Raw genomic sequence first — 13,134 nt, forward strand, 5'->3', positions numbered from 1 at the left:
TACCCCGCCGACGCCCGCGATCGAACCGGAAGCCCGGTGCCCGACGAGGTCGAACGGGGTCGAGACGGGCGCGTTGATGGGACAGAATGCCTCCCCATGGGACTTGATCTCTACGTCGGGCCGCTGACCCGCTACCACCTCGGCGACTGGCTGACCATCACCCAGCAGATCGGTGCGCAGGAGGGCTACGACGTGCGCATCGTGCGGGCGCACGAGGAGGAGGACGGAGAGACCGACCCGGACGTGGTCCAGGACGTCGTACGCGGGTGGCAGCAGTGGCTCGGCGAGGCCCTCGGCGGCCCGGTGGACTGGCCGGACGACCCGACCCGGCCGTACTGGACCGACAAGCCCGACTGGGACGGGTTCGGCGCCGTCCTGCTGCTCGCCGCGTACGACGAGCAACCGGACCTGCGCCCGAGCCCCTGGGACAGGAAGGACGACCCGCGCGGGTTCGCCGACGCTCCCGCCTACCAGGCGGCGGCGGCGCAGCCCGAGCGCTACCTCAGCCTGCTGTCGGGGGTCGAGTGGTGGTTGCCGCTCGACGACGATCCGCTCGTGTTCGAGGCGTCCCGACCGGCGGGTGAGCCGACCCCGATGGCTTCGGTCGCCCGGCTGGTCGCGGAGCTGCGCCTGCTGGACGAACGCGCCGGCGTCCTCGCCGGGCACGACCCGGCCGAGCTGCGGCGCGGGCTGCCGGGCGACGACCCGACGGTGACGGAGGTCGCCCGGTTCGGCCTCGCGGTGATGCTCCACCTCGCCGAGACCGCGCTGCACCACCGCCAGCCCCTCCTGCTGGACTACTGACCGGACGCCACGACGCCCCTCGGCCAGGCACCCGGCTGACCGAGGGGACGTCGCGCCGCCCGGCGGGGCGAGCACCGCCCACGGGGAGACGTGCCGCTCGCAGGGGCGAGCACCGCCCACCGAGGGGACATGCCGCCCACAGGGGCGAGCACCGCCCACCGGGGAGACGCGCCGCCCGCCGGAGCGAGCACCGCCCACCGAGGGGACATGCCGCCCACAGGGGCGAGCACCGCCCACCGAGGAGACGCGCCGCCCGCAGGGGCGAGCACCGCCCACCGAGGGGACGCGCCGCCCGCCGGGGCGAGCACCGCTCACCGGCGGAACCTCGGGCCGTCCGCCGAGGGTTCGGATCCGGGTTACGGGCCGACGACGACGTTCGCGAGCGGTTCGCCCGCCGCGTACCGCCGGACCTGGTCGACCAGCAGCCGGCGGGCCCGCGGCGACAGCGCGGCGGTCAGGCCCCCGACGTGCGGGCTGACCAGGACGTTCGGCGCGGACCACAGCGGGTGGCCGGCGGGCAGCGGTTCGGGGTCGGTGACGTCCAGGGCGGCGTGCAGCCGGCCCGCCCCGAGCTCGGCGAGCAGCGCGCCGGTGTCCACCACGCGCCCCCGCGCCACGTTCACCAGCAGGGCGCCGTCGGCCATCCGGGCGAGGAAGTCCCGGTCGACCAGGCCCTCGGTCTCCGGGGTCAACGGCATGGACAGGATGACCACGTCCGCCCGTGGCAGCAGCTCGGGAAGTTCGGAGACCGGCCGTACGCCGGGACGGGCGCTGCGGGCCACCCGGGTGATCTCCACCTCGAAGCCCGCGAGGCGGCGCTCGATCGCGGCACCGATCGAGCCGTACCCGACGATCAGCACCCGGGCGTCGGCCAGCCCGGGCGACCAGCCCGACGCCCAGCGGCCCTCGTCGGCCGCCCGGACGAAGTCCGGCAGCCGGCGCCGGGCGGCGAGGGTCAGCGCCACGGCCAGTTCGGCGGTCGCCGCGTCGTGGACGCCCCGACCGTTGGCCAGCGTCAGGCCGGGCCGCAGGTACGGCAGGACGTGGTCGTAGCCGGCGGTCACGGTCTGCACCACCCTCAGCCGGGGCATCCGGACGATCGGCTCGCAGAGGCGCGGGTCGACGACGCCGTACGGGACCGCGTAGAACTCGACGTCGGCCAGGTCCTCGGGCGGGGGCTGGCTGCCGTCGTACAGGCCGACGTCCAGGTCGTCGAGCTCGGCCAACGCGTCGGGGTGAGGGATCAGGTAGCGCACGCAGACGATCATGCACCTCCGGCAGGCGGGCTGCGAGTGAGAACGTGACCGAATTTGCTGTTCATCGGCGGAGGGTGTGGGATTCGAACCCACGAAGGACATCGCTGCCCTTACCGGTTTTCAAGACCAGCGCCATCGGCCACTAGGCGAACCCTCCCGGGCCGCGCCCCACAGGGGGTACGCGGCCGTCCCTAGTCTGCCACGGCGGCCGACCGGGCGAGCGGGCACGGCACCCGAGCTGGCAGGATCGACGGCATGTGGGAGGCCCCGTCCGTCGTCCTGATCACCGGCATCATGGCCGCCGGGAAGTCCACTGTGGCCGAGGCGTTGGCCCGGCGACTGCCCCGGTCCGTGCACCTGCGCGGGGACGTCTTCCGGCGGATGGTGGTGAGCGGCCGGGAGGAGATGAGCGCCGAGCCGTCGGAGGAGGCGTGGCGGCAGTTGCGGCTGCGCTACGACCTCGCCGCGTCGGCGGCGGACGGCTACGCGGCCGCCGGCTTCACGGTGGTGCTCCAGGACGTCGTCCTCGGCGCCGACCTGCCGGCCATGGTCGACCGGATCCGGCACCGGCCGCTGGCGGTGGTCGTGCTCGCCCCCAGCGCAGAGGCCGTCGCCGTCCGCGAGGAGGCCCGGGACAAGACCGGCTACGGCGGCTGGCCGGTCGCCGACCTCGACGCGACGTTCCGCGCCGAGACGCCCCGGCTGGGGCTCTGGCTGGACACCTCCGCGCAGACACCGGCGCAGACGGTGGACGAGATCCTGGCCCGGGCGTGGACCGACGGGCGGGTGGGGTAGACACAGGTCATGCGCGCGATGACGATCCCGGAGCCCGGTGGACCCGACGCACTGGTCTGGAGCGAGGTGCCCGATCCCGAGCCCGGTCCCGGCGAGGTGGTCGTCGACGTGCGGGCCACCGCGGTCAACCGGGCCGACCTGCTGCAACGGCAGGGGCACTACCCGCCGCCGCCGGGCGCGCCCGCGTACCCCGGTCTGGAGTGCTCCGGGGTGATCGGCGCGATCGGTCCCGGGGTGACCGGCTGGGAGGTCGGCCAGGAGGTCTGCGCCCTGCTGGCCGGCGGCGGCTACGCGGAGCGGGTGGCCGTGCCGGCCGGGCAGTTGCTGCCGGTGCCGGCGGGGGTCGACCTGGTCGACGCGGCGGCGCTGCCGGAGGTGGCGTGCACCGTCTGGTCGAACGTGGTGTGGCTGGCCCGGCTCGCCGAGGGCGAGACGCTGCTGGTGCACGGCGGCGGCAGCGGGATCGGCACGTTCGCGGTGCAGCTCGGGGTCGCGCTCGGCGCCACGGTGGTGGTGACCGCCCGGGCGGCCAAGCACGAGCGGCTGCGCGAGCTGGGCGCGGCGCACACGATCGACTACCGGGAGCAGGATTTCGTCGAGGAGGTCCGGCGGGTCACCGACGGGCGGGGCGCCGACGTCGTCCTCGACATCATGGGCGCCTCCTACCTGTCCCGGAACGTGGCGGCGCTGGCCGCCGACGGGCGGCTGGTGGTGATCGGCATGCAGGGCGGTCGCAAGGGCGAGCTGGACCTGGGCGCGCTGCTGGCCAAGCGGGGCACGCTCGCGGCCACGGCGCTGCGGTCCCGGCCGACCGGGCAGAAGGCGGAGATCGTCCGGGGCGTCCGCGAGCAGGTGTGGCCGCTGGTGGAGGCGGGCCGGGTCCGGCCGGTCGTGGACCGCCGGCTGCCGATCGCCGAGGCGGCCCAGGCGCACCGGCTGGTCGAGTCGAACGACCATTTCGGCAAGGTGCTGCTCACCCTCGGCTGACGCCCGGCCCGCCCCGCGACACCCCGGCGACGGGGACGGCCCCGGCTCACGGGTCGGCCGGCGCCGGCTCAGGCGGCCGGGCGCGGGAGGAACAGGCGGGCCCCGGGGCCCTCGCCGGCTAGCGAGTCCTCCGGGTTGTAGAGGGTGCAGCGCCGCAGCGACAGGCAGCCGCAGCCGATGCAGCCGTCGAGGTCGTCGCGCAGCTTGGTCATCAGCCGGATCTTCTCGGTCAGGCGCTCCCGCCACGCGGCGGAGAGCCGCGCCCAGTCCTCCGAGGTGGGCGTACGGGAGGACGGGAGCGACTCCAGCGCCTCCCGGATCTCGTCCAGCGAGATGCCGACCTGCTGGGAGATCCGGACGAACGCGACCCGGCGCAGTTCGGTGCGGGCGTACCGGCGCTGGTTGCCGCCCGTCCGCTCGGCCCGGATCAGCCCGAGCCGCTCGTAGTAGCGCAGCGCCGAGGGGGCCACCCCGCTGCGGGCGGAGAGTTGGCCGATGGTCAGAGATTCGTGCATCGCGTCGCCTTGACTTGACTTGAAGTTGGCTTCAACTCGCAGGCTATCGACATGACCACGATCACCGCCAGCGCGGGTCGGCTGGCCGAGACCGCGCCACCCGGCGAACCGACCACGCCACCCCTCCCGGCACCCGTCGCGCCCCTGTACGAGCGGGTCCGCGCGGGCCGCGAGTTCGGCCCGAACGTCCGCTCCACGGTCGACGTGCTCTGGGTGCTCTACGACCGGATCCTGCGGGTCACCCCGGAGACCGTCGACGACCCGGTGCGCGACCGCTTCCTGCTCTCCAAGGGCCACGCCGTCGCCGGCTACTACGCGGTGCTCGCCGCCAAGGGCTTCGTCCCCGCCGACTGGCTGGACGACCAGGGCGGGCCCGACAGCCGGCTCGGCGACCACCCCGACCGGGTGCTGGTGCCTGGGGTGGAGATCGGCTCCGGCTCGCTCGGCCACGGGCTCGGGCTCGGCGTGGGCACCGTGCTCGGGCTGCGCGCCCAGGGCCTGCTCACGCCGCGGGTCTTCGTGCTGCTCGGCGACGCGGAACTGGACGAGGGCTCCAACCACGAGGCGATCGCGTACGCGGGCGCGGCCGGGTTGGCCAACCTCACCGCGATCGTGGTCGACAACGGCTCCGCCACGCACGGCTGGCCGGGCGGCGCGGCGGCCCGGTTCACCGTCAACGGCTGGACCGCGACCACTGTCGACGGGCACGACCACGATGCCCTGCACACCGCCCTGACCGGGCAGGACAACCACCGGCCGCACGTCGTCGTCGCGGTCGTCGACCAGGGGGAGCAGTCATGATGCGGGAGCGTTTCGTCGACACCACCACCGCGCTGCTGGGGGAGGATCCGCGTACGGCGCTGGTGCTGGCCGACATCTCCGCCACCGCGTTCGATCCCGCCGCGCGCCGGCACCCGGACCGGGTGCTCAACGTCGGCATCCGGGAGCAACTGATGGTGGGCGTGGCCGGCGGGCTCGCCCTGACCGGGCTCCGGCCGATCGTGCACACCTACGCCCCGTTCCTGGTCGAGCGCGCGTACGAGCAGCTCAAGCTCGACCTGGACCATCAGGGCGTGACGGCGGTGCTGGTCAGCATCGGCGCGTCCTACGACCGGGCCGCGGCCGGGCGCACCCACCTCTCGCCGGCCGACGTCTCGCTGGTCGACAGCCTGCACGGCTGGACCGTGCACGTCCCGGGCCACCCCGACGAGGTTTCGACGCTGCTGCGCGACGCGGTGGCCGCCGACGGTTCGGCGTACCTGCGGCTCTCGACGCAGCACAACGACCGCCCGTACGGCGGCGACGGCACGCTGCGGGTGCTCCGCGACGCGGGGCCGGGCGCGCCGCTGCTGGTCGCGGTCGGCCCGGTGCTGGACGCGGCGCTGGCCGCGGTGGCCGACCTCGGCGTCACGGTGGCGTACACCCACCGGCCCCGGCCGTTCGACACCGCGGGACTGCGGGCGCTGGCCGGCACCGAGGTGATCCTGGTCGAGCCGTACCTGGCCGGCACTTCGGCGCGGGTGGTGTCGGCGGCGCTGGCCGACCGGCCGCACCGGCTGCTGGCCCTCGGGGTGGGCCGCGAGGAGCTGCGCCGCTACGGCTCTGCCGAGGACCACACCCGCTGGCACGGCCTGGACGCCGCCGGGCTGCGCCGTTCGGTGGACGACTTCCTGACGCCGGCGTTCGCGCCGGCGGGCCGCTGAGCGACCGGCCACGCGGGGAGTCCCCGGTCCCGCCGGCCCGCCGGCCCGCCGGGCCACAGGGCCGCCGGCCCGGAGGGACGGTGCCCAGGACGGCCGGCGACGGATCAGGCGGCTCCCCCGGTGGGGACCCTCACCGAGCCGGGCGGTCAGGCGGGGCGGGCGGCGGTCAGCGCGTCGCGGCGCCGAGGGGGCGGCGGCGGGTGCGCTCGCGGCCGAGGATCCAGAGCGCCTCGACGCCGTCCTTCCAGGTGATCTTCTTGCCCTCCTCGCGGCCCCGCGCGCGGTAGCTGATCGGCACCTCGTAGGGGCGGATCCGGCGGCGCAGCAGCTTGCCGGTCACCTCCGCCTCCATGCCGAAGCCGCGCGAGCGGACGTCGAGCGAGCGGTAGAGCTCCACCGGCATCAGCTTGAAGCAGGTCTCCAGGTCGCCGATGTAGGAGTTGAACAGCACGTTCGCGGCCATCGTGACGCCCTTGTTGCCCATCACGTACCAGAAGCTGTAGGCGCTGTGGCTGCCGAAGGTGCGGTTGCCGTAGACGACCGTGGCCCGGCCGTCGAGCACCGGGTCGAGCAGCCTGGGGATGTCCTGCGGGTCGTACTCCAGGTCGGCGTCGAGGATGACCATGTAGTCGCCCTCGGCGTTGTCGACCGCCGTCTTGATGGCCGCGCCCTTGCCGGCGTTGCGCTGGTGGGTGATGACCCGCAGGCGCGCGTCGTCGGCCCGGCCGAGGACCTCACCGGTGCCGTCCCGGCTGCCGTCGTCGACCACGACCAGCTCGATCTCGCAGGGGTAGTCGACCGCCAATGCCTGCTTGAGAGCATCCGCGATGCGTTCTTCCTCGTTGTAGACCGGCATGAGGATCGAGAGCTTCACGGGAATCTCCACGGTGGCGACAGTGAGTCGGCCCTAGCCTAGCCTGGCTGGTCAGCGGCGCGGTGCCCAGCACCACGGGCAGCGGCCGTGGCGGCCCCAGGAAGATGGTGTTTACTTCCGCCATGTCGGCTTCCGGCTACCCGCTCGTCCTGGCCCCCGTCGCCGCGATCGGACTGCTCACCGTCGCCCTCCGGCCGCTCGCCACCGGGACCGTGGCGCCCCTGCGTCTCACGCTGGTCCGGGCGGCTCTGGTCACGGGCGTGTTCGCGGTGCTCACCGTGGAGGTGCTGGGCGCGCTGCGGCTGCTCACCCTGCCGGCATTCGCCGTCGCCTGGCTGTCCTTCCTCGCCGCCTCGGCTGCGGCCGCCGGCCTGCGCCGCCGCCGGGACGCCGCCGCCGGGCGGGCGGCAGAGGCCGTCGCCGCGCCGCGGCGCGCCCTGGTGGGCGCGGCCACCGGCCCGGCCACCGCCACGCCGGCGCCGGAGCCGGCGGCCGACCCGCCGGGCGTGGGCGCCGCCCGCCGCCCCCGCTGGTCGGCCCGCCTGGCCGACGCCTGGCGTACGGCGGGGCGGGGCGAGCGGCTGCTCGCCGGCGCGACCGGCGGGCTGCTCCTGGTCGAGCTGCTGATCGCCCTGCTGGCCGAGCCGAACAACTTCGACTCGCAGACCTACCACCTGCCGAAGGTGGAGCACTGGGTCACCCAGGGGCACCTCGGCTTCTGGCCCACGGCCATCCACCGGCAGGTGACCATCCCGCCCGGCGCCGAGTACCTGCTGCTGCACCTGCGCCTCTTCACCGGCGGCGACGCGCTGCACCACCTGGTGCAGTGGGCCGCCGGGATCGGCGTCCTGCTGGCGGCGACCCGGATCACCGCCCAGCTGGGCGGGGGCCGCCGGGCCCAGTTGCTGACCGCGTTCGTGCTCGCCACCACGCCGATGGTGGCGCTCCAGGCGACCAGCACCCAGACCGACCTGGTCTGCGCCGCCTGGGTTGCCTGCGCGGCCACGCTGGCGCTGGACGGGCTGCGCCGACGTACGGGGATCGGGACGTTGCTCGGCCTGGGGGCGGCCACCGGGCTGACCGCGGTGACCAAGACCAACGGGCTGATGGCGGTCGGGCCGCTGCTGGTGCTCTGGGGACTCGCCCAGCTCCGGCTGGCGCGCGCCGGCGCCGCGCCGACAGCGGACGGGTCGGCGCCGACAGCGGACGGATCGGCGCCGACAGCGGACGGGTCGATGCCCGGGACCGGCGGATCGATGCCGGGGGCCGACGGATCGGCGCGGGGGATCGACGGTTCGGGGCCGGGCGGCGGGCGGGCGCGGGCCCAGGTGGCCCGGACGGTGACCGGGTCGGTGCTGATCCTGCTGGTGGCGGCGGTGGTGGTCGGCCCGTTCCTGGCCCGGGTGACCGCCGAGTTCGGCCACCCGCTCGGCCCGCCCCGGCTGCGCGAGTCCGTCCCGATGGAGCGGCACGACCCGCCCTCGGTGCTGGTCAACGCGCTGCGGATCGCGCACACGGCGTTCGACACCCCGTTCGCGCCGGTGCGCCGCGCGGGCGCCGGGGCGATCGTCGCCGGCGCCGAGCTGGTCGGGGTGGATCCCCAGGACCGGGCCATCACCTTCGGGCGGGAGCGGTTCCCGGTGCCGTCCTGGTATCCGGACGAGGACCGGGTGGCCTTCCCGCTGGCCGGGGCGCTCGCGCTGATCGGGGCGGTGGTCGCGCTGACCCGCCCCGGCCGGGTCAGCCCGGCGCAGGCGGGGCCGCTGCGCGCGTACGCGGTGGTCGTGGTGGCGGCCGTGCTGCTGCACACCGCCATGGTCAAGTGGCAGCCGTGGGGCAACCGCCTGCTGCTCTACGCGCTGGCGCTGGCCGTACCGCTGGCGGGGCTCTGGCTCGACGCGCTGTTCCGCCGCCGGGCGGCCGCGCGCGACGGCGGCGCGGCGGGCCGCCGGTCGGTGGCGGCCGGGCTCGCGGTGACCGTGCTGGCCACCTGCGCGCTGGCCGGGGTGCTGGCGGTGTCGTACGGCTTCCCGCGCCGGCTGGTCGGCGCGGGCTCGGTCTTCACGACCTCGGACTGGGAGACCCGGTTCCTGCGGCGTCCGCAGTGGGCGGAGGAGTTCCGCTGGGCGGCGGACGCGGTCCGCGCGGCGGACGCCCGCCGGATCGGCCTGGTGCAGCAGAACGACAACTGGGAGTACCCCTGGTGGCTGCTGCTGCGCGACCCGGACGGCCGTCCGCCGGAGCTGGTGGCGCTCCAGTCCGTGCTGCCCGACCGCCCGCCGGCCGACCCGGCGACCGTGGACGCGATCGTCTGCACCGGCGACCGGCCGGCGTGCGAGCGGCTGGTGCCGGCCGGCTGGCGCGTCGAGTTCCGGGGCTACGTGGGCTACGCCCTGCCACCCGCGCGCTGACGCGCCGGCCCCGACGCGGTCCGGCTTGCCCGGATCGCGCGGTTCTGCATTCCGCGCGCAACAATTACGAGACGCATTCACATCCTTCGAAGCCGGGGCTACCTTCTGGTAACTCGATCGACGTCCCGCGATCGAGCCGAAAGGAGTGCGTCGATGCTTGGTTCCTCTGCCAGGCGCGAACGCGCGACCCGACGACGGCTCCTCAGCGTCGTCGCCGCCGCCGCTCTCGTCCTGCCGATGCTCGCCGGAACGGCCGCCCCCGCCACCGCGGCCGACCGTCCCGCCATCCAGCCGCTCCCGGCCAACCTGGAGGCGATCCGCGCCGCCGAGGCCACCGCCCTCTACGGCACGCCCGCCGTCAAACCCATCGAACAGCGCCGTACCGCCCTGATCACCATGGGCGACAGCCAGATCTCGGGCGAGGGGGTGGGCAACTACGTCCCCGGCACCCACCAACCCGGCAACTGGTGCGACCGCTCGTACGACCAGGCGGTCTTCCGCACCGGGATCCCCGCCGACGAGAAGTACAACATCGCCTGCTCCGGGGCGACCCCGTGGAACCTGGTGCGGGGCGGACCCACCCAGCACAACGAGCTGAACCAGGGCGACCACCTCGCGATCAAGGCGCGCAACACGCACATCAGGCTGATCTGGGTGGTGGTCGGCGCCAACGGCGACGGCACGATCCAGTTCGGCCCGGTCGCCACCGACTGCGCCGTCAGCCGGGTCTTCCTCCAGGGCCCCTGCTACCCGACCTACACCGACCAGTGGACGGTCCGCACCGACGGCAGCCGGCGCGCGGTCGAGGACGCGCTCAACGACATCCGGCGGACCATGACCGACGCCGGCTACCTGCGGTCGGACTACGAGCTGGTCTTCATGTCGTACCCCAGCCCGGGCAGCCCGGACGTGGAGGACAACCCGAACTTCCCGGGCTGGTACGCGGGCGGCTGCCTGCTCTACCTGGCCGACGCGGCGTTCGCCCGGAACAAGGCGGTGCCGATGTTCGAGTCGGCGCTGCGGGCGGCGGCCGCCAACACCGGCACCCGCTACCTCGACGCCAGCCGGCTGTTCCAGGGCCACGAGGTGTGCACCGACAGCACCGCCGTGCGCGGCCTGCACATCGAGATCGGCGTCTGGGACGAGAACGCGGCGCGGCAGTCGTTCCACCCGAACTACCGCGGGCACGGCATGTTCGCCCAGTGCGTCACCCAGTTCTGGAACTCCGGGCAGCAGCGCGCCACCTGCGTCGACCCGGCCAGCACCGGTAACGGCGTGCTCTACCCGGGCCTGTTCGAGTTCAAGCAGCTCCGCAACGCCGCCACCGGCACCTGCGTGGACGGCAAGGGCTACGACTCACGCAACGGCACACCACAGCAGTCGTACGGCTGCCACGGCGGGCGCAACCAGGGCTTCTGGTACGACCCGGCCCGGCAGTCGCTGCACTCCGAGCTGTCCCACGACCGCTGCCTGGACGTCTCCGGCGGCACGCTGAGCGCCGGCACGGCGGTCAACATCTACGACTGCCACGGCGGCGCGAACCAGAAGTTCGTGCTGGCCGGCAGCCAGCTCAAGGCGGCCGGCAACACCAACCTCTGCCTGGCGTTCGACAGCCCGGCGAGCGGCAGCCCCCGGCTGCGGCTGGCGGCCTGCTCGACCAGCACCCGCCAGCAGTGGTCGTTCGAGTCGCGCAACTTCGCCAACCCGGTCGGCTACGGTCACGACGACTTCATCGGCTACCGGGTGTACTGAGCGCCCGGGGCGGGCGGCCGGCTCCGACGGGGGCCGGCCGCCCGCCTCAGCGCACGACGGCGGGGCGGAACGCGGTGGGTCGCGCCACCACCGGGGCCTCGCCGATGGTGGCGACGAGCCGTTCCCGGGGCGTCCGCAGCCGGGTGCGGAAGGCGTGGTTGAGCAGCGCGTCGAGCTGCCAGACCTGCTTCGGGTGCCGGGTGTGGACGAGGAACCGCTCGCGGATCCCGTCGATCGCCGTGGCGGCCAGCTCGACCGAGTGCAGGCGCGGGTCGGGGCTCCACGTCACGTTGCTGAGTTCGCGCAGCTCGGTGTTGAGGTGCAGGCGCAGCCGGTGCAGGACCCGGGTCTGCTGGGTGACGACCAGCCGCCGGTGGGTCAGCAGGAGCAGGTATTCGCCCGCCATCGGGCGGTCGGGCCGGCTGCACCGGGTGACCAGGATGGTGGCGTCGCCGGAGCCGACGCAGCGGCGGAAGACGGGCATGTGCCGGCTGGCGGTCTGCACCGCCACGCCGGCCTCGGCTGCGGCCGGAAGGAACGTTCGGGAGAAGACGTCCATGCCCTGCCCAACGAGGGCCGTCCCGGAGTGACGCGGGTCACGTGCAAATTGCAGAACTTCCACGCCCGCGCGTCGCACCGCCTGTCCGACCGACCGGGCCCGCCCCGGCGCGGCGGGCCCGGTCGTACGGCTCAGAGCAGCGGCTGCATCGCGCCGAACCCGCTGCCCAGCCGGGTGGGGCTGAGCCAGGCGCCGCCGGTCCAGCGGTAGCCCAGCACGTTGCCGGTCGACTGCTGCACCGCCGCCAGGTCCGGCTGGCCGTTGCGGTCGAAGTCGCCGAGCTGCACGAGGTCGCGCATCCCGCCCCAGCCGGCGCCCGCGTCGATCCGGGCGCCCAGCAGGCCGTCGGGGCCGCCCGGGTAGACGTGGAGGCGACCGCTGCTCTTCTCCCGGGCGAGCACGTCGGGGCGCCCGTCGCCGGTGAAGTCGCCGCCGCCGGTCAGCTCGTCGAACGCGTTCCACCCCGCGCCGCCGAGCGCCACCCGGCTGCCGAAGCCGGTGCCCCGGCCGGGATAGAGCCAGAGCTCGCCGGTGGAGCTCTGCACCGCGGCGAGGTCCTGGTAGCCGTCGCGGTTCCAGTCCCCGACCGGCGTGATCTCGCGCATGCCGTTCCACCCGCCGCCGACCTTGACCCGGGTGGTCACGCCGGAACCCGTGCCCGGGTAGAACCACAGGTAGCCGGTCGACTTCTCCCGGGCCAGCAGGTCCTCGCCGCCGGACCGGTCGAAGTTGCCGGCCCGCACGATCGCGTCCATGCCGTTCCAGCCCGCGCCGAGCGAGACCCGGCCGCTCAGGCCGACGCCGTTGCCGCCGTAGACGTACAGCAGGCCGGTGGCCGGGTCGCGGTAGCCCAGGTCAGACCAGCCGTTGCCGGTGAAGTCGCCGAACCCGGCGGCCGGCAGCGGGGCGACGTCGAGGTGGTTGCTGTCGATGTTGATCGTCACGCCGCCCCACGTCTCGTGGTGGTCGCCCTGGTACTGCTTCATCCGCTGCTTCGGCATCCAGTACGACTCGGGCAGCGCCTCGTCCGCCACCGTCCGCACGCCGTCCCACCGGGCGAAGTCCAGGTAGTCCGGCCTGCCGTGGCCGGCCCGCCCGTACGCGGAGACCTGGTCCGCCAGGCCGGCGGAGGCCACGTCGGTGTAGAACCCGGAGAAGTAGCCGTGGTCGTGCAGGCGCGTGGTCCACGCGTGGGTGAAGGTCTGCACCGCCGTCGAGCAGGCCGCGTCGCCGGCCGGGTATTTCTCCATGTTGTAGAAGACGGTGCTCTCCCGGGGCAGGCCCAGGTCACGGGCGCGCGCGGCGGCGCCGGCCAGCTGCAGGCGCTCGCCGAGGAACTCCTCTCCACCGGCGCGGCGAACCGGGAGGCGCTGACCAAGCTGTGGATTCGAACCCGGGAGGGGCTTTAAGACCCCAACCGCATTAGCAGTGCGGCGCCATAGACCAGACTAGGCGAAGTCTCCCTGGTGGCCCCTGCA

Annotated in this window: 12 protein-coding genes and 1 tRNA gene; 7 read left to right on the forward strand and 6 right to left on the reverse strand. The window is 74.5% G+C overall.

Annotation, left to right across the window (positions count from 1 at the left end):
- The first annotated feature begins 96 nt into the window (after nt 1-96).
- Entirely contained in the window at nt 97-804 is a 708-nt protein-coding gene (locus ACWENR_RS05945) for a hypothetical protein (protein WP_452275927.1), read from the forward strand.
- A gap of 356 nt (nt 805-1,160) precedes the next feature.
- Here the strand turns inward: ACWENR_RS05945 and ACWENR_RS05950 are convergent, their stop codons facing one another.
- Complete coding sequence (locus ACWENR_RS05950) at nt 1,161-2,060, reverse strand: 2-hydroxyacid dehydrogenase (protein WP_452275928.1); 900 nt, start codon at nt 2,058-2,060, stop codon at nt 1,161-1,163.
- Nucleotides 2,061-2,128: 68 nt separating this feature from the next.
- A tRNA-Ser gene (locus tag ACWENR_RS05955) sits at nt 2,129-2,217 on the reverse strand.
- Nucleotides 2,218-2,315: 98 nt separating this feature from the next.
- Between ACWENR_RS05955 and ACWENR_RS05960 the strand changes: the two genes are divergently transcribed.
- Both ACWENR_RS05960 and ACWENR_RS05965 read left to right on the forward strand, forming a co-directional pair.
- Nucleotides 2,316-2,855 carry an AAA family ATPase gene (locus tag ACWENR_RS05960; RefSeq protein ID WP_452275929.1) on the forward strand — a complete coding sequence of 180 codons (540 nt, stop codon included), beginning with the start codon at nt 2,316-2,318 and terminating at the stop codon, nt 2,853-2,855.
- 9 nt (nt 2,856-2,864) lie between these two features.
- The gene (locus tag ACWENR_RS05965) at nt 2,865-3,842 is read left to right on the forward strand and encodes an NAD(P)H-quinone oxidoreductase (RefSeq protein ID WP_452275930.1); all 978 of its coding nucleotides are present in this window, start codon (nt 2,865-2,867) and stop codon (nt 3,840-3,842) included.
- A gap of 68 nt (nt 3,843-3,910) precedes the next feature.
- Here the strand turns inward: ACWENR_RS05965 and soxR are convergent, their stop codons facing one another.
- Nucleotides 3,911-4,357, reverse strand: coding sequence for a redox-sensitive transcriptional activator SoxR (soxR, locus tag ACWENR_RS05970; RefSeq protein ID WP_452275931.1), 447 nt, complete (start codon nt 4,355-4,357; stop codon nt 3,911-3,913).
- A 51-nt stretch (nt 4,358-4,408) separates the two neighbouring features.
- Here soxR and ACWENR_RS05975 point away from each other — a divergent pair, with 51 nt between their 5' ends.
- Nucleotides 4,409-5,158, forward strand: a complete 750-nt coding sequence (locus ACWENR_RS05975) for a transketolase (RefSeq protein WP_452275932.1) — start codon at nt 4,409-4,411, stop codon at nt 5,156-5,158.
- Nucleotides 5,158-6,060, forward strand: coding sequence for a transketolase family protein (locus ACWENR_RS05980; protein WP_452275940.1), 903 nt, complete (start codon nt 5,158-5,160; stop codon nt 6,058-6,060). Before ACWENR_RS05975 ends, ACWENR_RS05980 begins: the two co-directional genes overlap by 1 nt.
- Nucleotides 6,061-6,226: 166 nt before the next feature.
- Here the strand turns inward: ACWENR_RS05980 and ACWENR_RS05985 are convergent, their stop codons facing one another.
- Nucleotides 6,227-6,934 (reverse strand): glycosyltransferase family 2 protein, encoded by a 708-nt coding sequence (locus tag ACWENR_RS05985; protein ID WP_452275941.1) that lies wholly within the window; start codon nt 6,932-6,934, stop codon nt 6,227-6,229.
- Nucleotides 6,935-7,056: 122 nt separating this feature from the next.
- On the opposite strand from ACWENR_RS05985, the gene ACWENR_RS05990 reads away from it, so the two are divergent.
- Nucleotides 7,057-9,345, forward strand: coding sequence for a hypothetical protein (locus ACWENR_RS05990; RefSeq protein WP_452275933.1), 2,289 nt, complete (start codon nt 7,057-7,059; stop codon nt 9,343-9,345).
- Between the two features lie 153 nt (nt 9,346-9,498).
- Nucleotides 9,499-11,097: a ricin-type beta-trefoil lectin domain protein gene (locus ACWENR_RS05995; RefSeq protein ID WP_452275934.1), complete on the forward strand. Its 1,599-nt coding sequence runs from the start codon at nt 9,499-9,501 to the stop codon at nt 11,095-11,097.
- 46 nt (nt 11,098-11,143) lie between these two features.
- On the opposite strand, the gene ACWENR_RS06000 is transcribed toward ACWENR_RS05995, so the two are convergent.
- Both ACWENR_RS06000 and ACWENR_RS06005 read right to left on the reverse strand, forming a co-directional pair.
- The gene (locus tag ACWENR_RS06000; RefSeq protein ID WP_452275935.1) at nt 11,144-11,656 is read right to left on the reverse strand and encodes a hypothetical protein; all 513 of its coding nucleotides are present in this window, start codon (nt 11,654-11,656) and stop codon (nt 11,144-11,146) included.
- Nucleotides 11,657-11,787: 131 nt separating this feature from the next.
- Complete coding sequence (locus ACWENR_RS06005) at nt 11,788-12,906, reverse strand: FG-GAP-like repeat-containing protein (RefSeq protein ID WP_452275936.1); 1,119 nt, start codon at nt 12,904-12,906, stop codon at nt 11,788-11,790.
- Nucleotides 12,907-13,134: the final 228 nt, after the last annotated feature.

This window comes from Micromonospora sp. NPDC004336 (genome assembly GCF_053602615.1).

Bases quoted from the DNA above. Each gene is read 5' to 3' on its own strand.
- ACWENR_RS05965 (WP_452275930.1), top strand. From the start codon at position 2,865: ATGCGCGCGATGACGATCCCGGAGCCCGGTGGACCCGACGCACTGGTC.
- ACWENR_RS06005 (WP_452275936.1), bottom strand. From the start codon at position 12,906: ATGGAGAAATACCCGGCCGGCGACGCGGCCTGCTCGACGGCGGTGCAG.
- ACWENR_RS06000 (WP_452275935.1), bottom strand. From the start codon at position 11,656: ATGGACGTCTTCTCCCGAACGTTCCTTCCGGCCGCAGCCGAGGCCGGC.
- ACWENR_RS05980 (WP_452275940.1), top strand. From the start codon at position 5,158: ATGCGGGAGCGTTTCGTCGACACCACCACCGCGCTGCTGGGGGAGGAT.
- ACWENR_RS05990 (WP_452275933.1), top strand. From the start codon at position 7,057: ATGTCGGCTTCCGGCTACCCGCTCGTCCTGGCCCCCGTCGCCGCGATC.
- ACWENR_RS05960 (WP_452275929.1), top strand. From the start codon at position 2,316: ATGTGGGAGGCCCCGTCCGTCGTCCTGATCACCGGCATCATGGCCGCC.
- ACWENR_RS05945 (WP_452275927.1), top strand. From the start codon at position 97: ATGGGACTTGATCTCTACGTCGGGCCGCTGACCCGCTACCACCTCGGC.
- ACWENR_RS05975 (WP_452275932.1), top strand. From the start codon at position 4,409: ATGACCACGATCACCGCCAGCGCGGGTCGGCTGGCCGAGACCGCGCCA.
- ACWENR_RS05995 (WP_452275934.1), top strand. From the start codon at position 9,499: ATGCTTGGTTCCTCTGCCAGGCGCGAACGCGCGACCCGACGACGGCTC.
- soxR (WP_452275931.1), bottom strand. From the start codon at position 4,357: ATGCACGAATCTCTGACCATCGGCCAACTCTCCGCCCGCAGCGGGGTG.